We start from the raw sequence: 19,832 nt of genomic DNA, 5'->3' as shown, positions 1-19,832 counted from the left end.
CATGGCGGTGTTCGCCCAGCTCGGCAACCGGATCAGACGGGCTGCGACGTGGCCGGGGAGGGCGCGCGTACGCCGGTGCGGCGCTGCCCGCCCCGGCAACGACCTGCCGGCCGGACTTCACCGCCGATCATCGGTCGGATCTGCCAGCTTTCCGCGAATCCGCAGTCCCGGGCCATGCACCCCGATCGATCTTGTTACGGGGGTGCCGGAGCCACGTCGGTGTCGCCGCCGGCCGCGCCCCCGGTGCCGGCCGGCACCGGGGGCCGTACGTCAAACCCGCCGTCGACGTCAAACCGGATCACCGCCGGCCGCCTTGCGCCGCGAGGCCTAGCAGGAACTCATGGCGTTCCGCGGCGGCCATCGCCTCGTCCTCGTCCTCGAAGTCCCCGAGCGCCGTCGAAGCCTGCGGCACCTCAGCCCCGCAGCCGACCGTCAGGGCGGCAGTCCACCGGCCGTCCCCGGCGCCCTGTACCCCGTACCGTCCGGTCAGGCCGGTGGTGAGGTGCCGGACCCCGCTGGCCGCGTTCCGGCCGAGCCCACCAGGAGCAACCGTCCAGTCCAGCGCGGTGCTCTCCGAGTCGGCCGCCGAGGCGGCGTCCTCCGTGTCGTCGCGGCTGGTGAATTCGATCCCGAAGCGGACGAACAGGTCGCCGAGGTTCTGGACGGTGTCTGCGGACCACTCGATGCCTGGCAGACCGTCCGCGTCGTACTCCAAGATCTCGAAAATCTCCCGCATAGCCGCACGCTGTTGCGGGTCGGTCAGCGCCGCGAAGCCGCGCTCCGCAGCACTCGCCTCCAGGCGGGCCAGCGCGGGATGGTCGTCGACGAACAACGGGTCACCGTTGACCGTCACCCGCATCGGAATGCACCCATCGGCCCGCACCAGCCACGGCGCGACCTCGCCGGTATCCACATGCAACGACAGCACCAACACGCCGGCAGCATCCAAGGACAGGAACGCCTGCGCACCGGCCACCGCGATGCCCGGCATGCTCGCGGCCACCTCGGGGGCCAGATCGGGCTCGACCGGGCCGACGGTGCCCGGATCCGCCGGCATCAGCACCGCGGCCAGGTTCTCGGCACGCGCCAGATCCCGCAGCCCCGCAGCGGTCAGCTCGTACACCCCCGGGCGCGGCTGAACGAGCCGCGCCGGCCGCCCGGTTAGCGCAACCTGCAAAGCGGCCAGGTCGTGCGGATCGGGCGGACAGCCCAACTGATCCGCCACCTGCGCGTGATCGGCGCAACCAGCGCGCTCGGCGACCGCGGTCAGCACGCGAATACGACTGCCGATCTGTATGACGGGGTCCGCCTGCGGGGCGAGCGGTAGCAGCGCCGGCGGTGGGGCGGCGTCGCCGGGCGCGGTGTAGGCGAGCGCGACGACGATGTCCAACTCCACGGCGCGCACGTCAACCAGGTCGATGCCGCCCGGGTCGACGCCGTCGAGGTGGCCGGGATCATCGACGAGGGCGTCACCGACAGCCTGGGCGATGACGCGGCGGCTGCCCGGGTGCAGTCTCGGCACCCGGGGGCGGCCGTCGTGCTTCACCGCCTGCCAATAGGCGGCAACGTCGCGGTGGTGACGGAACTCGGCGGCAGCCCACAGGAGCCCATCCGGGCCGTAAACCGCGCCGAGGTCGGTCACGTCGACGTCGGCCTCACCGACGATGGTCAACACGGCACGGGTCGCGGCGGGAAACAACTCCCGCAGGCAGGTGGCCGCGAATCGGCAGCGCACCGCGGCACTGTGCGCCCGGGCGTCGAACGCGCCGCGAGAGGCGTCGCGGACTGCGGGATCGTCCCGGTCAGGGTCGGCGAGGGCGAGCATGGGCGACGACATGGCGAGGTCCTTTCGAGGGCCCGGGCACTCGGGGGCGCGGGCAAGGTGTGCGGGGTCAGTGCTGGTCGTGCTCGCCGCAGTAGCGGTGGCAGCAACGGCCGGCTGCTATGCGGGCGGCAGCGGCCAGGCGCTACCACCCCCTGCCGGTCAGGCGATGTGAGGTCGGCACTGCGCGGCGTGCCACTGGTCGGTTTCGGGCCTGCCAATCGCGGAACGAGCGGTCGCCCGCCGCTTGACACGATCAACGTGAGCCGACCACCCCTGCCAGCAGGTCACCGGCACCGTCGAAATAGCGGTCGAGCATCCCGGCGTCGACCTTGTCGGCCAGGTCGTCAACCAGACTCTCGATGTCGCTCGGCGCCGGCTCGTTGTCCAGCGACTGGACGGTGAGGCACAGGCCCGTGGCGTCGTCGGTCACGTCGAACGACAAGCCGGACGTGCCGACCCACGACGTCACGGTCACGGTGTCGGCCCGCCCGCGCACCGTGTGGTGTGCGATGTCCTGCATACCCGCGCGTTTCTCGCTCACGGTGCCCTCATTCGTCTCGTCCCCATTCGTCATGCGGCCCGGCGGCCCGGACCTGCGAAGGCTGCGGCACAGCGGCAGGACCCGGCACCGCTGCTGCCAGCAGTCACGTCCGGGCTGATGAACTCCCCGGCGGGATCGGCCTTAGCAGGGTCCGCTCGAAGTCGGCACACGCAGGGCAGTTGTCCTCGGCGGCGTCGGTGTTGGCACCGTCGTAGACGCCAGCGCAGTCGTCGGCGCCGAATCCGGTGCCGAAGAACGCGCACACGGCGGGCTGTTCCATCCAGCATCGTCATCAGCGGCGTGAGCGTCGGCCCCGCTGTCGGGGTCGACCAAGGCGATGTCCCCGCCGACGGTTGCGGGACGGCCGGTCATGAGCAGGCGGATGGCGTCATCAAGGCCAGCGCGGGTGGTGACGGTGACGGTCAGGGTGGCGACAAGAACCGTGTCGCTGCTCATCACGCCGGCCGGAGCGGGAATTGCCCATTCGGTGCGATCGGTCATGACTTCCTCCACGGAGACAACCTCATCAACTACCTATAATGATACCTCAAAAACAAGAAAAAATGGTGGCTTAAAGGCGTGCTGAGGTGCGAAAACTCCCCTCATCCCGAGTGGGCGAGACGGACGGCGCACCCCTGCCGCGGACCGATTCGAGCATCGTCCGAGCCGAGCGTCCGCTGGATGTCGGTGATCGCCGACAGCCTTTCCGTCAGCGGCCCGGGTGTGCGGCGAGTCGACCGCCCTCGTTGGCAGCATGTACTGAATGACCGACCACATGATCACCTGGCTCCGCGACAGCCTCACCGCTGATTCCATCCGGCTCACCGCGCTCGCGTCCGGGCGCGCCGGGACAGGCCGCTCCGACGACCGGCTCATCGTGCGCATCGCCATGGACCAGGCCGCGACGATCGCCGCGCAGATGAAGGTCATTGAGATCGCGGAGCAGGCGATCGCCAACGAAGTTGCCGTCTCGCAGTTCCAGCAGGCCATGAGGTGGATGGCGTATCAGCGCCAGGGCGAGGGCTACCTCGAAACCTGGGCGCCCGACGGCGTTGACCTCGTCGCCATGCTCGCGGATTTCGATCTCGGCGAGGAAGACAACGACGCCGACACCGCAGCAGATCCCGAGAAGTAGCCCTGGACACCGAACAGCGCGGCCGGCCAGGACATTTTTGCTGCCCCAGGGGGAGGCGCAGCGGTGGGTGTCGATCGGCAGCAAGTTGTGCCAGTGGGCGCCGGATGTCCCCATCGGACCGGGCGCGGTCCGTCGGGGCCGGCTGACGCCGGTGATCAGCGGTAGCGGCTAACGGCAGCGGCAACACCCCGCGGCGACGCTCGGCGGGTGACAGACCAGCAAGTCCCGCAGCAGGATCCGCCCCGACCCGTGCGGCTCCGGGGCCGTGACCGCACCCATCAGTTCCCGGGCCGTGACGAGCGGATCGCGGTGCGGCTCACCAGCGCGGAGAAAGCGCTGTTGGAGGCCGCCGCGACCCGGGTGGGGATGACCCCGACCGGGTACGTCGCCGAGGCCGCGCTCGCGGCGGCCGCCGACAGTCGGCCCGCCCGCCTCGACCCGCACCGCGAAGCGCTCTGCGAACTGCAGGCCGCCCTGTTCGCCGTGCGGGCTGAGGTGCAGCACATCGGCGTCAACCTGAACCAGGCGGTCGCGGCGTTCCACCGCACCGGTCAGGCCCCGGCCTGGCTGGAGCAGGTCAGCCGGCGATGCGAGCGGCGCCTGGCCGGTGTCGAGCAGGTGATCGCCCGCGTCGACCAGGAACTGCGGTGATCCCGAAGATCGCCGCGCGGGGCACGTACGTGCGCGGCCTGCTGCGCTACCTGTACGGGCCGGGCCGCCGCGAGGAGCACACCGATCCGCGCTTGGTCGCGGCGTGGAGCACGGCGCCGCCGCTGGCAGGCCTCGAGCCGGTCCGGGACGCCTCGGGGCGCCTCGATGTCCAGCGGCTGGCCGACATGCTCGAGCAGCCGACCCGGATGGGTGTGCGGGCGCCGCCGCGGCCGGTGTGGCATTGCGCGGTCCGCAATCACGCCTCGGACCGGACCCTGACGGATGCGGAGTGGGCGGACATCGCCCGGGAGATGCTCGCCGGGACCGGGCTGGCCCCGCACGGCGACGCCCAGGCGGTGCGGTGGGTCGCGGTCCGGCACGCCGACGATCACATTCACATCGTCGCGACCCTGGTCCGGCAGGACCGGCAGATCCCGCGGTGCAGCAACGAACGGTGGCGAGCCCAGGGCACCGCCCGCCGGTTGGAGGCCCGCTACGGGTTGCGGCAGGTCGGGCCCGCGGATCGCACCGCCCACCGGCGCCCGCACAGCGTCGAGGTCAACAAGGCGGCCCGGACCCGCCGGGCCGGCACCCCACGCGATGAGCTGCGGCGCCGGGTCCGGACCGCCGCGGCGGCCGCGCGCGGCGAAGCCGACTTCTTCGACGTGCTGCGCCGCGGCGGGGTGCTGGTGCGGCTGCGAGCCGGCACCGAGGACGGCGAGCAGATCACCGGGTACGCGGTGGCGCTACCGGGCGTCCGGACCGCCGGCCCTGACCAGACGCCGATCTACTTCGGCGGCGGGAAACTCGCCGCCGATCTGACCTTGCCCAAGCTCCGGATCCGCTGGGGTGTCGCACCGGACCCTGGGCGCCGGCCGACGGTCGACCGGCATGCCCGCGCGGTCGCGCTGCGCCAGGCCGCGCAGGCAGCGGAGAACGCCGCGCAGGCCGTCCGGGACGGCACCGCCGGCGACGGTGCGGGGGTGCAGGCGACGGTCGCGGCCACCGCGGACGTGCTGGCCACCCTCGCGGCCGCCAGCGAGGGCGACTGGCGCGGCCCGCTGCACCGGGCCGCCGACCTGTTCGACCGGGCGGCCCGCGGCCGGTACGGGCGGGTGGCCCCGCCGACCAGCCGATCCCACGATCTGCGGGCGCTGGCCCGGCTGATCTGGCTGATGGGCCGGATCTCCGGCGACGAGGACGGGTACGCGGCCCTGCAACTGGTGCTGCAGCTGGCCCGGTTCGCCGACGCGATCGACGAACTGCGGACCGCGCAGCAGCGGCTGCATCAGGCGCAGGACGCGCGGGCCGCGGCCGACGCGCTACGGCGGATCGCGGCCGGCGCGCGGGCGCCGGTAGCGCTGACGGCGACGTCGCGGCCCACTCCGCCGCGGACAGTGGGCGGCGGCCGGCGCGCCCGGCCCGGCCGGGGAACAGCAGGGAGGTGAGCTGGCGAGTGAGTCTCGGTCAGCAAGTCCACGATGATCCGTTCGCGGAGGGTGCCCGCAGTGCGCTGCAGGCGGTCGGGTCGTTGGTGACGGTGTTCGAGGCGGCCGCCCGGGTGTGGGCGGTCGGCGTGCAGAACCAGGCCGCGGCGCAGGAACGCGCCGCCGGGCAGCAGGAGAACGCGCGCCGGCTGCAGGAACAGGCGGCGCGGCTGCGTAAGGCTGAGGACGCCCAGTGGCAGAAACACGCCGAGCAGATCGGCACGGACCGCAAGTGGCTGCGGGAGGAGGCGTCGCTCGGCGAGGCCGCGCACGCCTGGCAGTGGGGGATGGCCCGCCGTGGCGGCGACCCGATGGCCGCGCAGATCGCCGACGACGCCGACCTGCGGCTGCGCCACCTCGAGCCCGACCTGATGGAGCGCTACGACCGGCTGCGCGCTGACGGCGTCCCGGTGCACGAGGCGATGGCGGACGCCGCGGACCGGTGGTGGCGCGCGAAATGGGGGCCGCGGGCACAGCCGGGGCAGTCGTACGCGGCGGGGGCGCTGCAGCATCGTCCCGGCGGCCTGGACGCGTTCGACCAGGCCGTCCGCGCCGAGGTCGCGGTGCTGGCCCGCGACCTGAACCCGGACACGATCGCGGCGTTCCAGCAGGAGATGCGCCGCCAGGGCGTCATGACGGGCAGCGGCCTGGACCTGCTGCGCACCTACTGCGCCCAGCAGGCGCCGGCCATGCCCCCCACCAGCGAACTGATGGCCGCCCGGATCATCGAGGACGCGCTGCGCGCCGACAGCCGCACCCGCGCCGGCGTGCTTGATGTGCCGGCCACCCCCGCCGACGAGCACACCGCCGGGCAGGCCGACAGCACGCGACTGCAGGGCGCCGCCGATCAGACCGCCGCCGCAGCCGCACGCCGCGCGAGCGGGCCCGCCGCCGGCGAGCCGGCCGGGCGGGTCCGGGCGGCGGTCGCGCAGGCCTTCCCGCCGCTGCGGCCGGCCGCACCCCCGTCGACGCGGGCCGGTACTCCGGTGACGGTGCCGGGCGGTCCGGCGGCCCGGCGGGCAGGTGCGCTGCGATGACCACGACGAACGGCACAACGGCGCGTGGCGCGCGGGCCGGCAAACCGGATCAGGTGGCCGTCGAGGAGCTCCTCGCCCGGGTCACGGCGTTGACCAGCCGCCTGGAGCAGGCCGAGCAGCAGCTCGCCGAACGGGCCACGCCCAGCCCGGCCGCCGCAGGTACGGACGAGGGCCAGGACCCGATCTATCCGAACGTCGAGGAGTGGGTCAACACGTACCTGCTGCCGACGTTCCCGCGCCCGTACGGCGCGGTCGGCATGACCCGCTGGTACTGGTGCCGCAGTTGGTGGGCCCACGACGAGGCGGTCACCCGCATGATGGCGCTCTGGTACGCGTGGGAGAACGCCCGCCTGGAGATGACCGGCATGGTCGGCTGGCTGCAGCTGCTCGACCACAACCTGCCGATCCTGTGCGGCGAGGACGGCCCGTTCCGCGCCTGCAGCGCCGGCAAGGGCGAGCGCGGCGTCCGGCACGAGCTCCCGCCGATCGCGGAGACCGAGACGGCGCCGGCCGACTGGTGGAACTGGTGGACCTGACCGGCTGATCCTGCTGGCCGGCCCGGTGGTGGGGCTGTTCCCGGTGGCCTGAACGGCATCGGGGACAGCCCCACCGGCGTTTGCTCCGGGCGTGCTTCCGGCGGGCCGTGCTGGCGATCCGGGTGCGCCGAGCGATGCTGGCCGGCTCCCGGATGAAAGCGCGCACCAGCGGGTCCGCGCGACCCGTGCATCGGCCTCTACGAGAATGCGGTCACCGGCTGACCTGGCCCAGCTCCGACCGCTGGCCCCGGTCAGCGGCAACCGAGCGATGCGAAGGTGGCGCGGCGTGAGCGAGACCGGTGGGGGACTGGGGGCGATGCCGGCGCATCGCCAGAAGGCGCTGATCTGGCGATTCATGTTCGACTACACCGTCGCCGAGTTGGACGCCAAATCCGGGCCGCTGCGGGAGGGGCCTGTCGTCACCTGTCGCCGGGCCGCCGGCCCGACGAGTACACGGCACGGTTGGGTAGTGACGGCCGGTACCACCTGCTTCGCGGCGGCATCCCCGAGTGCGCCAGCATGCTGTCCTACATAGCGCGCCGGAAGAACCACCAAGCGCCGCCGGACGGCTACCTGCATGACCAGAGTTGCCTGTCGTGGACCGACGGCACCCGCTACCGGGTCCAGGCCCCGGCCGAGGCATGGGATCAGCAGACGCTGTCGCTGGTGCTGGGGCAGAGCCGCTGGATCACCGCCTCGTGGCAGGTGGTGCTCACCGGCGACCCGGTTGGCCCAGCACTGATCCGTGGCCGGCGCCGCTGTCCGATCAGCGCCAGCTGGCCCGGCTATCAGGGGGCAGACCGGCCCGGCGGCCGGGAGCGCGCAGCCCTGGTCGCCGCGCTGGGAGCGCACTGCCACATCTGCCGGGAGTTGCCCGGCGCCTACCTGGATCATGACCACTTCACCGGACTGATCCGCGGGCTGCTCTGCGTCGGCTGCAACAACGACCTGGAGCGCTGCCTGCATGTGGCCGGCTGCCCGTGCGGTGACTACCTCACGGCGCCGCCTGCAGCCGGCCTGGGCCTGTACTACCCGAAGCCCGACCGGCTCGCGAACCATGACAAAGAGCTGCGCCGGATCGCCTATCTCGGCTTCGATCCGAGGTTCCAGCCGCCGAGCCTGCGCCGTCAGCCGTTGCGGGAACTGCCGCCACCACCGGCGGCGGCGGGCATCGACCGCGGCACGGTGATCGAGCAGCCTCTGTTCTGACGTGCCCTGCGGTGCGGATCCGGGCCGCGCGACGGCACCACCTCGCCGCCGCGCGGCCCGGCCCTGCCAGCAGGATCAGCGCCCGGAAGCCGGCCGAGGCGGGCCGGGCGGCGGCGGCATGTCGCCCGAAGAAGTGGGCTTGACGGTGGAGCCGGGCAGTGGGAGAAAGGCGTGCCTGGCCAGCGGCATCGCGGCGTCGCCAGGGTGCATTGCCGCAGTGATGGCGGCAGCAAAGTGCTGTAGTTCTTGTGCTGAGTCCGGGCGCAGCACCGCCTCGGCGCGGGCAGTGAGCCCGAAGTAGCCGTCGGGGCGCAGCCCGACCATGCGCAGGTCCATGAGGGCGTCGAGGGCGGCGCCGAGCCGATCGGTGGGTATTGCCGGCAGCAGGGCGGCGAACGGCTCTTGCGAATCACGCAGGTGGCCTTCGAGCGCGGCGAGCGCGAGGTAGCCGAGCGGCAACGGGTCCAGGTGATGTGCGGACCACAACTGGTAGGCGGCGACCAGATCCTGCGGCTCGCCGACCAAGCCGGTATGCAGTTGTTCCCAGCCGGGGCCGTCGCGATAGGTGCTGTACAGGTAGGTGGGGTTCGACCATGCGTGGTCACATACCGCGAGGACCAGTACTTCGTGCTCGACGTAGTTGGTTTCGTCGACCACCATGACAATCTCTGCCCGGCGGCCATCGGGCAGCGTGCCGCTGTGTTCGACGCGGTCCAGATCCATGTTGTGCCTCTCCAAGGTTGCTGGCGTATTGATCGATCAGGTCATCGGTGTGGGGCCGCGCGGGGGACTCGGGTCCCGGTCGGCGGGGAGCGCGGTGCGGGGGCGCGACCTGCCTGGAACGCGGGGAAGGCCTGTCCGGGGTGGGACGGTGCCGGTCTGCTACCGGTCAGCCCTCCGGCGTCGGCGGACTCCAGGGTTGCCTCGGCGCGTTCGAGGGCGAGTTGGGCGATCACCTCCGGGTGCACGCCGGTCCGCCGGACGATCTGCCGGGCGACGCGGGCGGCCTCTTCGCTGTCGTCGGCCTGGAACATCAGGTCGATCAGGCCGCGGGCGGCTGCGCACCGGCCGTCGATGTCCTGCAGGAGCTGGGGCCAGCGGGTAACCCATCCGGTCAGGCGGTGGTCGACGACCGCCTCGAGCAGTGGCCGGGTCTGGGCGCCCAGCGCCGCGCGGACCTGGGCGCGGCCGTTGGGCCGGGCCAGCAGCGCGGCCGGGTCGGCGCCCGATGGCAGGGTCGCGGCGCGCAGCAGCCGGGACGGGTGCCGGGCGTGCAGCAGGTGCCACGCCTTGGTGATGGCGGCGCGGCCGGCGTTGTCGGCGTCGAACGCGGCGGTGATGCCGAGCTGGGCGCCGGGGAGCTCGCACACGATCGCGGCCTGCGCGTCGGTCAGCGCGGTGCCGCAGGGGGCGAGCGCGACGACGCCCGGCCCGCCCGAGCGGGCGTAGGACAACCAGCAGGCGAGCACGTCGGTGGGTCCTTCGACCAGCGCGATCGGCCAGCCCTGCGCGATCCGGTCCTGCTGCTCGGCCAGCCCGAACAGCATGCCGCTCTTGTCGTAGAGGCGGGTTGCCGGGGTGTTGACGTATTTCGGCTCGTCCGGTCCTGCGTGCGGGGCGGCGCGGCCGGTGAAGGCGACCGGGCCGTGCTGGTCGCGGATCGGGAACATGAGCCGGTCGCGGAAGACGTCGTAGATCCGGCCGGTGTGGTGGCGGTGGCTCAGGCCGGCGTCGACGAGTTCGTCGTCGGTGAACCCGGCGGCGCGCAGGTGCTGGGTCAGGTGCTGCCAGCCGGGCGGGGCGTACCCGATCTGCCACGGTTCGCTGCGGTTGACCAGCGCCTGCAGCCGCCGGTGGTGCAGGTAGGTGTGCAGGGTGTCGGCGTGGGCGAGGTGTGTCCGGTAGAAGTCGGCGGCGGCCCCGGTCGCGGCCCGCAGCCGGCCGAGGTGCGGGTCGGCTGCGGGCTGGTGGGCGGCAGTCATCATGGCGTTATGCGCGGCCTGCGCGGTGGGCGGTGCGCAGCTTGAGGCGGGCCTGCCGGGCGGCGCGGGCCTGCTGGGCACGGCGGGTCATGTCAGCGGTGGACGCGGCGACCGCGGCGGCCAGCTGGTCGGCGCGGGCACTGTCGTACCAGGGCAGCAGGGTGAGCATGGCCACCCGGACGCCGGTGGCCAGCAGCAGCGCGGTGCCTTTCGGTAGCGCCCGGATCTGGGCCGGGTCGAGGATCCGCTGCCGGCGGATGGAGACCTGGTGCGAGGTGCCACCTTGGCCGTCGCGGGTGCGGGAGGCGACCGTGACGTCGTGCTCGCCGACGAGCCGGGACAGGTCTTCAGCGAAGCGGGCGTCATCGATCCCGGCGCCGATGAGTTTCACGGTGGCCGCCGACCACAGGGCGTCCATGCCCCGGTCGCCCCACACCCGGGTGCCTTGCCGGTAGGACTGCAGGATGGTGATCGGGCAGATCCCGCGGGAGCCGAAATGGCTGTAGAGGTCCGGCAAATCTTTGATCTTGCAAATGTTGGCGGCCTCGTCGAGGACCGCGACCAGCGGGGGATCGAGTCGCCCGCCGTTGGCCTCGGCGAGCAGGACTCCGGCACGCAGCACCTGGTCGGTGAGCGCGGCCACCAGCGGTGCGGCCGCGGCCGCACCGTCCTTGGACAGCAGGTACAGGGTGTCGCGCGAGGCGACGAACGCGTCAACGTCGAGGGCCGGCAGCCGCCGGTCTTCCGGAGGACAGACCCAGCGCATGATTTCCGGGTTGGACAGGCACGCCGCTGCGGTCCGTGCGGTCTCGTAGATCCCTTCCCGGGTTTCCGGGGCGCCGGCCTGCCGCCCGGCCAGGGCCCGCGCGGAGGCGACGAACCCAGCCTGCTCCAGGATCTGCACCGGCTCGCGGGTGATCGAATCCGACAGCCATTCCTGCACCGAGTCCAGGCTGCCGGTGCTCACCGCCGCCGCCAGGATCAGCGACGCGAGCAGGTCCAGGGCGCCCTTGGCCCAGAAGTCATCGTTGCCGTCCTGGGAGCGGATCTCCTGCACGAAGTGGTCGGCCAGCCGCAGCGCGTCCTCGACCGTCTCCACCGTGGCGAGCAGATCCACCCACCAGGTCTGCGGGGTGTGGGTGATCGCCTGCGGGTCGAACGTCCAGACGGCGCCGTGCTCGCGCCGGTCTCCGGCTGTGGTGGCCCACAGATCGCCCTTGTTGCTGGTGGCCAGCGCCGCCCCCGGCGCGTGGAGCACCGCGGTGACGGCCAGCGCGGTGGTCTTTCCCGAGCGCGGCGCCATGATGGCCAGCACGACGTCCTCCCACCCGGCGAACACCCGGGCACCGGTGCCGCGGCGCCGCCGGTGCGCGCCGAGCAGCACCCCGGCGGCCTCCGGATCGATCTCCTTGACCGGGACATCTTTGAGTGAGGTCCGCAGCCGGCGGGCCTTCGCCGCGACCTCGGGTGCGGTCATCGGTGTGATCTCGGAGCGGCTGGCGAGCGACGGGAGCGGGTCCTCGGCGTCCGGTCGGTGCCGCTGCCACACCGCTATCCCTGCCGTGACCAGGGCGGTAGCGCAGGCCAGCAGCAGCCCGTAGGTGACCGCCACCAGGGTCGGTGACACGCCCGGCCACAAGGTGTGCCAGTCGGCGCGGACCAGCTGCTGCACGAAGTCGGTGCCGAACCGGGGTCCGGTCGCCGGCCGGCGGGTGAGGGTGGCGGCGATCCGTCCGGCCGCCCAGGACAGCCAGAGCAGGCAGATCGCGGCCCACCACAGTCCGAGCAGCACCCAGGCGGTGGTGGCGCCGCCGGCGGTGCCGCGCGGCTCGACAGGTCGCGTCATCATCGTCGTGACCCCGCCCGGTCAGCGCTGGCCGGGTGACGTGGTGCCGGGCAGCCGGATGGCGGCGTCGGTGTCGTAGAGCCGCCACTCGTCGTCGACCAGCGTCAGCGACACCGGCAGGCCCGGCCGCTCCCCGGTTTTGATCAAATATTTGCCGCGGCCCGGGTGGACCGACCCGGTGTGCCAGGCCTCCGGCGCCGCCCACGAGGCGACCAGGTCCCGTTCCCTACTGGAGAGCCGGACGACTTCGTTGACCCGGGTGAGTTCGCGCGGCGGCAGCCCGGCCAGAATTTTGATCGAGGCCCGCTCGACGAACCCTTGAGCTTTGGCCCGGTCCGCCTCGGTCGGCAGCGCGTCCAGGTCGGCGAGCGAGTGGGTGACCATGATCGAGGCCATGCCCTTGGCCCGGTTCAACCTGGTCAACGCGTCGGCGTGCTCGACCAGGCCGGACGCGCCGCGCAGGGCCCGCCACAGCTCGTCCATCACGCCGAGGTGCTGCCGGCGCGGCGCCAGGCCTTGATCGGCCAGGACGCTGGCGGCGTCGACCGCGGCGAACCCGTATGCCCAGGTGCACAGCATCGCGGCGGCCACGAGCTGGTCGCCGGCGGCGGCGACCTGCGAGATGTCCACACTGACCGCCGGGGCGTCCAGATCCAGCGGGCGGCTGGTCGGGCCGTCGAAGATCCCGCGCAGCGACCCTTCGCACAGCAGCGCGAGGGTCGGCACGAGCTCGGCGGCGCGGCGCCGGAACTCGCCGTCGGAGCGGGCCCGGGCGGCCGCCATCAGCTCGTCGCAGCCGGTCTCGACCAGATGCAGCACGTCCGGGACGGTCGGGTCGTGGTCGAGGCGCTCGGCGAGCACATCGACGGCTCGGCCGACGATTACTTCTTCGGTGTTCGACAGCGGGGTGCCGCGGACCAGGGCGCACAGGGCCAGCAGCAGCGACATCCGCCGGCCGCGGACCTCCAGGCGCAACTTGCGGGCCTCCTCGACGCCCATCCGGGTCAGCGCGGCGCCCAGCGGCCCGGAGTCCAGCGGGTTGATCCTGTCCAAGCCGCGGCCGACCCGGATCACCTGCCCGCCGAGGTGCTCGACCAGCGGCGTGTAGTCCGGCTTGGTGTCGCCCAGGATCAGCGTGTTGACGCCGAAGCCGCACATCCCGGTGATCAGCCGCTTGGCGATCGTGGATTTGCCGGAGCCGGGCTGACCGAGGACGAAGACCCCCGGGTTGGTGACCAGGCCCTCGCGCAGCCACTCGAGGGGGTCGAGGCAGACGACCTCGCCCCAGAGCATGTGCCGGCCGATCGGGACGCCGATCGTCGGCGCTCCGGAGCCCGCGACGAACGGGTACAGCCCGCATAGCTGCTGGGTGGTGCCCTGGTATTCCATGCCGGGGGCGACGTGCGCGGCCCGGCCGGCGGCCGGACCGCGGTGTCCCCAGGCCGGGGCGAGCGGGGTACGCGATCTCATCGTGGGGGTGCTCCTCATGACGGGTGGCAGGGGCGAATCGAAGGGTGGGCGTGGCCGGTTAGCGCTGCGGCGGGCCGGGGCGCTGCGCCCGGTCGGAACCGGCGGCCGGCATGGGGGTAGCGGCGGTAGCGCCGGCGGCGGGGCGCAGCGGCGGGAATGCGGCCATCAGCGGGCGGGCGGGCCGGGCCGTCCCGGCGGCGGTCATGGCGGTGCGCAGTTGCTCGGCCTCGGCGTGGCCGAGCAGCGTGGTCAGGTCCCGCTGCCCGGCCGGCGGCGTGGATCGCGGCGGGGTGGGCTGCCACCGGATCCGGTCGCTGAGGGTGAGCGTGGCCGCGGACGCCTGCCAGCGCAGGGCCGCCGCCCGGACTGCGGCCTCGCGATGGCTGACGGCCAGCCACCGCGGCGTCTGGTCGACGTGGTGGCCGGGGCGGGTCGCATCGGGGCGGGGCAGGAGCACGGCGACGACGAACAACGGGTGGGCACCCTCGCCTGCGGGCCCGATCGCCAGATCCCAGGCCCCGGCCGGCACCTGTTTGGCCTGCACATCGTCGGGCGGATGGCCCGGTCGGAACGCGAGCTCCGGGTTGAGGACCGCCTCACCCGGGTCGTCCTGCGGTCCGGTCACCGGGAGCGGCCTGCCGGGCGCAGGCCGTCGGCGCGGGCGGCCGGGCTGCGCAGCACCGGGGCGACCACCGGCCGCGCCGTCGTCGCGGACCCCCACCGGGGGAACTGCGAGGCGAGCCGGGCTCCGGACGGCCGGGCCCCGGCAGCGGCGGCGGGCGTCGGGCTGTGACCGGCCCCTGCGGTGCTCTCGGGCCGGGCGGGCCGGTACGTGTCCTGCGCCGGCCGGGCTGGCGGCCGCTGCGCGCCCAGCGGGGGTGCCGCGAGTTCGGCGGCTGCGACCCGGACGGCGTCGAGCGCCGGGTCACGCCCGTCGGCGGCGTGCAGCGCGGCGTGGATCTGCCCCAGCAGTGCGGCCTGGCGGGTCCGGCCGCCGGTGACCTGCAGCTGTTGCAGCAGTTCGGCGACCGCCGGGAACGCGCGGGCCGGGTCCGGGTGCGGCAGGTGCAGGCCGGCCCGCCGGTAGTAGGCGCCGGACAGGGCGCGCAGCATCAGGGCGTGCCGCTGCCAGGGCACCGTGTCGGCCGGGGCGAGGACCGCGAGGCGCTCGGTGAGCCGGGCCAGTCGGGCGAGCCGGTCGCCGAGGTCGAGGTCACCAACCATGCCGGGGTCGGCGGCCGGCGTGTCGGGGCCGGCCGGCGCGGCCCGGTGGGTGAGCGAGCGCAGCCGGGCGGTGACGGTCGAGATGATCCCCATGAGAAGCTCCAATCGGCTGGTTGCCGGGCAGCACCCGGCGGCGGGCAGGCCCCGGGGGTTAGCGGCGGGCGCCGGGCGGGGTGTTGCGGACCACCGGCGGCCCGGTGGTCTCGGCCGGTGGGGGAGCGCCGGTGGAGGGCCGGGCGGCCGGCGGCACCGGAAACGCGGCGGCGGCCGCGGGCCGATGCGGGCCCGGCCGGGCGGCCGGCCCCAGGTCGACGGGCTCGGTGACCGGCCAGCCGTTGTCGACCCCGACGACCAGGGCGACCGTGACGTCGGTGTTGTTGAACGGCCGGTGGGTGGCCGCCCAGTGCTGCGCCTGCTCGACGTTGTCGGCGATCCGGCGGTGCAGTCCGTGGCTGGCGGTCGCGTTGACGAACTCGATGACGTACTGGCCGGGCCGGGGCTGGCCCGGCAGCGGGGTCCGCAGGAACTGCTCGGTGTGCCCGGTCCACTCCGGACGGCTCTGCCCGGCGGGCAGGCCCGGAGTCGCCAGGGCGTTCTGGCGCACCCAGCCGAACGTGGTGTCCAGGCCGTCCCGGGCGATCCGGGTGTGCAACTGGCGCCGGCTGTCGGCGGGGCGCCAGTTGTCGGCGGCGCTGACCCGCACCGTGCTCTCCGGGCCGGTCAGATCGGTGAGCCGGCCGCTGATCGCCGGGGTCGGCGACGAGCCGCGCTGCACGTGCCAGCCGTCGCGGACCGCCATCCCCGCGCGCACCCGGGGCAGGAGCAGCCCCAACGCGGCTGCGCGGGTCTGCTGGGCGTGCGCGGTGTTCGCCTGCTGCCGGGCGAGGGTCTTCATGACCTCCCACTGCGGGTCGCCCGGGCGGATCGTCAGGCTCAGGCTGACCCGCAGCGCCGCCGCGTCCAGGTGCGCGGGCGGCTGCACGATGAGCGTCTGCGACAGCGGCCGCAGCTGCGCGCTGGCTGCGTGGTACTCGGCGTACCAGCCCTGCAGGGGCCCGTCCTCGATCCGGAACCGCAGCTCGCTCACCGGCCGCGCCGTTCAGCCGCGCCGGCACGCCCCGTCGCCGACGCTGCCGGCGGCGGGGCCGGTGCCGGGGTGGGGCGCAGCCGGGTGAATGCCTGCGCGACCGGCTGACCGTGGTGCTGGCCGGTGCCCGGCCGGCGCAGGGTGGCGGCCAAGGCGCTGGTCACCAGGTCGATCGCGGCGGCCCGCGGATCGCCGCGGCCGATCGCCTTCCGGGCCAGCAGCAGGCTGGTGCGGTGGAATCTCAGGTTGTCGGTCTGGGCCATCTCGCGCAGGGAACCGGTGACCACGTCCGGGGCCGGGCCGTGCGCCCACGGCCGGCTCGGCGGCGACGCCGCGCTCCGCGCGTGATAGACCTCGGCCAGGTCGTACAGCAGCCCGGCCTGCTGCGCGCGGGCACCCGCCTGGGCAGGTTGCAGCGCGCCGAGGCGCTCGTGCAGGCCGGCCAGGCCGGACAACGCGGCGCTGCGGGCGTGGTCGTCGGGCGCGGCGGCGAACGCGGCCTGCCCGGCGCGGATCCCGGCTTCGGCCCCGGCAACGGGCTGGCTGCTTGCGCGCCGCTGGGCCGCGGTCCGGAGCCGATCGGCCAGCTGATCGAACAGACTCATCTCAATTCCAGACCTCTCACGAAAAAGGGGGTATTGGCGTTGGGCGGTGGCGGGGGTCAGCGCGGCCAGTGCCGTGCCAGCTGCGGTGGGCACACCCCGCACGGCAGGGTCGCGGCGAAGCCGGCGGCCTGCGCGGCGCGCTGGCGGCGTAGCCGGATCTTCGCGACGTCGGCGCGGGATTCGACGTCGGCGACCGCCCGGCCCAGATCGTCGGCGTCCAGGACGGTGGTGGTGACGAACAGGCTCAGCAGGCCGACGCCGGCGCCGGTGGCCTCCTCGCGGGCGGTCTGCTGCGCGCGTTCCCGGTCGGCCAGGTCCCGGGCGGTCTCGTCGCGTTTCTGCGCCCGGTGGTAGGCCTGCCGGAACGACGCCGCGTTGACCTCGGCCTCCGCGACCCGGGCGGCCTCACCGGCGGGCAGCGGCCGGTACAGCAACGTCACCCGCTTCATGTACGGGCCGGGACACAGCAGCCGGGCCAGCACATCGGCGTGCACGGCTTGGCGCGGCGCCTCGTGCCAGGCCCAGGACACGCTGACCCCGGAGTCGTGCTCGTACCGGTCCAGGTGCTCCTGGGCGGCGACCGGCCCGCTGGTCTGCCAGTCCATCCACCGGGCCAGGTCGTGCTGCGAGAGCCGGGCCAGGTCACCGCGGATCGCCGGGTCGAACGCGCCCCGCACGATCGTGGTGAGCTGCTCGGCGGTGGCGCGGCCCAGCACGGTCAGCCCGCAGCCGCCCAGCGCGTCCTGCAGCCCGGGCAGCGTGCGGCTGATCTCGTCGACCGCCTCCTGCAGATCGCGGGGCTTGGCCGGCGACGCCGCGGGCCGGAACACGATCGTCACCCGGGTCTCCACGTCGGCGGACGCCGCCGGGGACACCTGCACGAGCCGGCGCAGCACCTGCTGGGCCGCGGCCGGGCTGTTCGGCACGATCCGCCGCCCGACGTGCTCAGCGAGCCGGGACCCCTGGTCGGGGGCGGTGTCGACGGTGACCGCGACATGATCGACGATCGGCAGATAGCCGAGGTTGGCCAGCCACCCACCCCACGAGGCGACCCAGGACGCGGTGGTCGCGGCGTCGGACAGCCACGTGGAGGTGGCCGCGCACCGCACCGTGACCGCCATCGTGCCGAGCCGCTCGTTGTGCACGATGCCGTAGTCGCCGCCCGGGTCGGGCACGGCCAGCAGCCGGGTCGGGGCCAGCACCCCCGGCAGCTGCCACGCGTGTTCTCCTGCCGCGGCGATCCCGGACTGGTAGCGGGTGGACCCGCGACTGGTGCCGGCCAGCCAGCGGACCCGCTGCGCGATCCCCGCCGCCAGCGGCACGCCGTCCCACCGGGCCAGCAGCAGAATGACCACCAGCACGCAGGGCCCTGCGGTCACGGCCAGGACCGACAGGCCCAGCGACCCGGACATGGCCAGCACCGTGACCGCGGCGAGCACGGTCGCGGTCTGTGCCGGGCCCAGCCCGAGCAGGCCCATGCCGCGGCTGCGACGCCAGCCCCCGTAGGTGCGGATCTGTTCGCCGGTCACGACCCGCTCCGGCCGCCGGTGGCGGAGTCAGCGGCGTTCCCGGCCGCGCGGGCAGCGCCGGTGGCGGCGTGCACGGTGCCCACGAGCACCGGCCCGGCCGCAGAAGCGGCTGCGGTGCTCGTGCCGCCGGGACTGCCGGCGCTCGGGGTCGGCAGGGGGCTCGCCGGCTGCGGGGCGGCGCCGGTGGGTGCGGTGCTGCCCGGTCCGGTGCTGTCCATGTACCGGGCGTGTTCGGCGGCGCTGTTGCCGCCGGCGCCGCGCAGCGACGCGGTGGCGTGCAGGGCGGCGCCGGCGCCGGCCGCGGCGGAGGCGAGTCCGCCGCCGGCGTTGGCGATGTGACCGGTGAAGATCGTGAAGAACTTCATCAACGCCGGCATCGCGATGACCGAGAGCATCACGATGCTCAGGCCGGTGAACATGTCCCGGACCTCGCCGTGCAGCAGCCGCCACGCGGTGGCGTAGATCAGGGCCATCATCGGCTTGTACGCGCACAGGGTGCACAGCCAGCTGGTGGTCTTGGAGTCCCACTCGTTGTTCGGGGAGAGTGTCTTGCCGGCCGCGGAGAACTGTTTGGTGCCGGCGAGGAAGATGACGCCGCCGTCCCGGAAGACCATCAGCAGGATCTGCGCGATGATGAAGATCATTGCGATTGAGCTGACGGTCAGCCCGAGCAGCGGATCGGCATTGTCGGGCGCCGATACCATCGCGAGCACGACGGTCCGCATCTTCTCCGTCGGATTCCCGTCGCCGGCCACGCTCTGGTCGATCACCCACGCGCTGAAGACGTCGCCGGCCTTGAGCATCAGGTGCGCGGCACCGATGCCGATGCCGCCCCACAGGGCGGTGTTGACCAGACCGCGCCCGGCCTGCAGCAGCGGCTCACCCTTGCGGGTGATCACCATCAAGGTCGCCTGCCAGAGCAGGCCCCCGGCCAGTACGAGCCCGGTCAGCGGCAACATCAAATGCTGCAGGTGCTGCGCCGCCGACGCGCTCTGGTTGCAGGTTTGCAACCAGTTCGGATCCCACGTCGCCGGATTCGAGCCGGTGGTGGGACAGATGTCCTTGGACGTCGTCATGAGCCAGCCGGCAAGGGCGCCCGCCAGATAGGCGAGGGCCTTGCCGACGGCTTCCGCCCCGCCGTTGATTAACAGGTTGATTGGGTTCAAACCGAACATCGGTGGTACCCCCGCAGAGTCGGGTCAGCGGCACCCGGCTGTGCCCGGACCGGCGCGAAGGCACGGCGAATATCCGGGAGCACGGCGGGGCGCAGGCAGCGAGCGGTGAAAGGCCAGGCCGGCCCCGGTCGGGCACGGGAGAGGAACATCCGCCGGGGCCGAGCGGGCGCTAGGCGAAGGCGCCGGCGAGGAGCACGGCCATCGAGCCGAGCGTCAGGCCACCCAAAACCCACGGGATTCCGGACGCGCCATCAGCGGCAAAACTCGACCGGTTACGGCGGCCGACGGTCATCATGATTCCGCAGGCGAGCAGCCCACCGACGCCGCAGGCGCGCAGGATCCACTTCATCCAGCCGAGGAACTGCCCGCCGATCTCCTGCAGGCCGGGCGGCGCGACCGCCGTCGGATCCGGCATCGGCGCGGCGAGAACCTGCTCAACGATCAACTGAACGTGCACAACAACTCCCGAAGGTGAGGAGCACGCCCCTGGGCG

At 73.5% G+C, this 19,832-nt stretch carries 20 protein-coding genes; 6 read left to right on the top strand and 14 right to left on the bottom strand.

Annotation, left to right across the window (positions count from 1 at the left end; genetic code table 11):
• Positions 1-298: 298 nt before the first annotated feature.
• The 3 genes from L3i22_RS30165 to L3i22_RS30155 form a co-directional block, all read right to left on the bottom strand.
• A complete protein-coding gene (locus tag L3i22_RS30165) occupies positions 299-1,837 on the bottom strand; it encodes a hypothetical protein (protein ID WP_221320900.1) in 1,539 nt (512 codons plus the stop codon).
• 241 nt (positions 1,838-2,078) lie between these two features.
• The gene (locus L3i22_RS30160) at positions 2,079-2,366 is read right to left on the bottom strand and encodes a hypothetical protein (RefSeq protein WP_221320899.1); all 288 of its coding nucleotides are present in this window, start codon (positions 2,364-2,366) and stop codon (positions 2,079-2,081) included.
• Between the two features lie 141 nt (positions 2,367-2,507).
• The gene (locus L3i22_RS30155; protein WP_221320898.1) at positions 2,508-2,867 is read right to left on the bottom strand and encodes a hypothetical protein; all 360 of its coding nucleotides are present in this window, start codon (positions 2,865-2,867) and stop codon (positions 2,508-2,510) included.
• Positions 2,868-3,129: 262 nt separating this feature from the next.
• Here L3i22_RS30155 and L3i22_RS30150 point away from each other — a divergent pair, with 262 nt between their 5' ends.
• The 6 genes from L3i22_RS30150 to L3i22_RS30125 all read left to right on the top strand — a co-directional run bounded on the left by L3i22_RS30150 (position 3,130) and on the right by L3i22_RS30125 (position 8,421).
• On the top strand, positions 3,130-3,501 hold the full coding sequence (locus L3i22_RS30150; RefSeq protein WP_221320897.1) for a hypothetical protein: 372 nt from the start codon (positions 3,130-3,132) through the stop codon (positions 3,499-3,501).
• A gap of 207 nt (positions 3,502-3,708) precedes the next feature.
• A complete protein-coding gene (locus L3i22_RS30145) occupies positions 3,709-4,152 on the top strand; it encodes a DUF1778 domain-containing protein (RefSeq protein ID WP_221320896.1) in 444 nt (147 codons plus the stop codon).
• Complete coding sequence (locus L3i22_RS30140; RefSeq protein WP_221320895.1) at positions 4,149-5,600, top strand: relaxase; 1,452 nt, start codon at positions 4,149-4,151, stop codon at positions 5,598-5,600. The genes L3i22_RS30145 and L3i22_RS30140 overlap by 4 nt, the downstream gene beginning before the upstream one ends.
• A gap of 8 nt (positions 5,601-5,608) precedes the next feature.
• On the top strand, positions 5,609-6,676 hold the full coding sequence (locus L3i22_RS30135; protein ID WP_221320894.1) for a hypothetical protein: 1,068 nt from the start codon (positions 5,609-5,611) through the stop codon (positions 6,674-6,676).
• Positions 6,673-7,212: a DUF4913 domain-containing protein gene (locus L3i22_RS30130; RefSeq protein WP_221320893.1), complete on the top strand. Its 540-nt coding sequence runs from the start codon at positions 6,673-6,675 to the stop codon at positions 7,210-7,212. The genes L3i22_RS30135 and L3i22_RS30130 overlap by 4 nt, the downstream gene beginning before the upstream one ends.
• A gap of 519 nt (positions 7,213-7,731) precedes the next feature.
• A complete protein-coding gene (locus L3i22_RS30125) occupies positions 7,732-8,421 on the top strand; it encodes an endonuclease domain-containing protein (RefSeq protein WP_221320892.1) in 690 nt (229 codons plus the stop codon).
• Positions 8,422-8,496: 75 nt separating this feature from the next.
• Here the strand turns inward: L3i22_RS30125 and L3i22_RS30120 are convergent, their stop codons facing one another.
• The 11 genes from L3i22_RS30120 to L3i22_RS30070 form a co-directional block, all read right to left on the bottom strand.
• Positions 8,497-9,144 carry a hypothetical protein gene (locus tag L3i22_RS30120; protein WP_221320891.1) on the bottom strand — a complete coding sequence of 216 codons (648 nt, stop codon included), beginning with the start codon at positions 9,142-9,144 and terminating at the stop codon, positions 8,497-8,499.
• 41 nt (positions 9,145-9,185) lie between these two features.
• Positions 9,186-10,403: a toprim domain-containing protein gene (locus tag L3i22_RS30115; protein WP_221320890.1), complete on the bottom strand. Its 1,218-nt coding sequence runs from the start codon at positions 10,401-10,403 to the stop codon at positions 9,186-9,188.
• Between the two features lie 7 nt (positions 10,404-10,410).
• Positions 10,411-12,252, bottom strand: a complete 1,842-nt coding sequence (locus L3i22_RS30110) for a TraM recognition domain-containing protein (RefSeq protein ID WP_255657263.1) — start codon at positions 12,250-12,252, stop codon at positions 10,411-10,413.
• Positions 12,253-12,270: 18 nt separating this feature from the next.
• Positions 12,271-13,719, bottom strand: a complete 1,449-nt coding sequence (locus L3i22_RS30105; protein WP_221320889.1) for a hypothetical protein — start codon at positions 13,717-13,719, stop codon at positions 12,271-12,273.
• 58 nt (positions 13,720-13,777) lie between these two features.
• Positions 13,778-14,344 carry a hypothetical protein gene (locus L3i22_RS30100; RefSeq protein WP_221320888.1) on the bottom strand — a complete coding sequence of 189 codons (567 nt, stop codon included), beginning with the start codon at positions 14,342-14,344 and terminating at the stop codon, positions 13,778-13,780.
• A complete protein-coding gene (locus L3i22_RS30095) occupies positions 14,341-15,036 on the bottom strand; it encodes a hypothetical protein (protein ID WP_221320887.1) in 696 nt (231 codons plus the stop codon). The genes L3i22_RS30100 and L3i22_RS30095 overlap by 4 nt, the downstream gene beginning before the upstream one ends.
• A 58-nt stretch (positions 15,037-15,094) precedes the next feature.
• Complete coding sequence (locus L3i22_RS30090; RefSeq protein WP_221320886.1) at positions 15,095-16,030, bottom strand: hypothetical protein; 936 nt, start codon at positions 16,028-16,030, stop codon at positions 15,095-15,097.
• Entirely contained in the window at positions 16,027-16,635 is a 609-nt protein-coding gene (locus L3i22_RS30085) for a hypothetical protein (protein WP_221320885.1), read from the bottom strand. The genes L3i22_RS30090 and L3i22_RS30085 overlap by 4 nt, the downstream gene beginning before the upstream one ends.
• A 56-nt stretch (positions 16,636-16,691) precedes the next feature.
• Positions 16,692-18,164, bottom strand: coding sequence for an SCO6880 family protein (locus L3i22_RS30080; RefSeq protein WP_221320884.1), 1,473 nt, complete (start codon positions 18,162-18,164; stop codon positions 16,692-16,694).
• A complete protein-coding gene (locus L3i22_RS30075) occupies positions 18,161-19,339 on the bottom strand; it encodes a hypothetical protein (protein WP_221320883.1) in 1,179 nt (392 codons plus the stop codon). Before L3i22_RS30075 ends, L3i22_RS30080 begins: the two co-directional genes overlap by 4 nt.
• Before the next feature lie 169 nt (positions 19,340-19,508).
• Positions 19,509-19,796, bottom strand: coding sequence for a hypothetical protein (locus L3i22_RS30070; RefSeq protein WP_221320882.1), 288 nt, complete (start codon positions 19,794-19,796; stop codon positions 19,509-19,511).
• Positions 19,797-19,832: the final 36 nt, after the last annotated feature.

It is taken from the genome of Actinoplanes sp. L3-i22 (assembly GCF_019704555.1).
Classification (GTDB): domain Bacteria; phylum Actinomycetota; class Actinomycetes; order Mycobacteriales; family Micromonosporaceae; genus Actinoplanes.
Note: the sequence above shows the minus strand (reverse complement) of the source record. Positions and strands in the feature narration are given on the sequence as shown.

Coding starts and splice junctions, on each gene's coding strand:
- L3i22_RS30165 (WP_221320900.1), bottom strand. CDS start 1,837: ATGTCGTCGCCCATGCTCGCCCTCGCCGACCCTGACCGGGACGATCCC.
- L3i22_RS30155 (WP_221320898.1), bottom strand. CDS start 2,867: ATGACCGATCGCACCGAATGGGCAATTCCCGCTCCGGCCGGCGTGATG.
- L3i22_RS30150 (WP_221320897.1), top strand. CDS start 3,130: ATGACCGACCACATGATCACCTGGCTCCGCGACAGCCTCACCGCTGAT.
- L3i22_RS30130 (WP_221320893.1), top strand. CDS start 6,673: ATGACCACGACGAACGGCACAACGGCGCGTGGCGCGCGGGCCGGCAAA.
- L3i22_RS30125 (WP_221320892.1), top strand. CDS start 7,732: ATGCTGTCCTACATAGCGCGCCGGAAGAACCACCAAGCGCCGCCGGAC.
- L3i22_RS30120 (WP_221320891.1), bottom strand. CDS start 9,144: ATGGATCTGGACCGCGTCGAACACAGCGGCACGCTGCCCGATGGCCGC.
- L3i22_RS30115 (WP_221320890.1), bottom strand. CDS start 10,403: ATGACTGCCGCCCACCAGCCCGCAGCCGACCCGCACCTCGGCCGGCTG.
- L3i22_RS30110 (WP_255657263.1), bottom strand. CDS start 12,252: ATGATGACGCGACCTGTCGAGCCGCGCGGCACCGCCGGCGGCGCCACC.
- L3i22_RS30105 (WP_221320889.1), bottom strand. CDS start 13,719: ATGAGATCGCGTACCCCGCTCGCCCCGGCCTGGGGACACCGCGGTCCG.
- L3i22_RS30095 (WP_221320887.1), bottom strand. CDS start 15,036: ATGGGGATCATCTCGACCGTCACCGCCCGGCTGCGCTCGCTCACCCAC.
- L3i22_RS30085 (WP_221320885.1), bottom strand. CDS start 16,635: ATGAGTCTGTTCGATCAGCTGGCCGATCGGCTCCGGACCGCGGCCCAG.
- L3i22_RS30075 (WP_221320883.1), bottom strand. CDS start 19,339: ATGTTCGGTTTGAACCCAATCAACCTGTTAATCAACGGCGGGGCGGAA.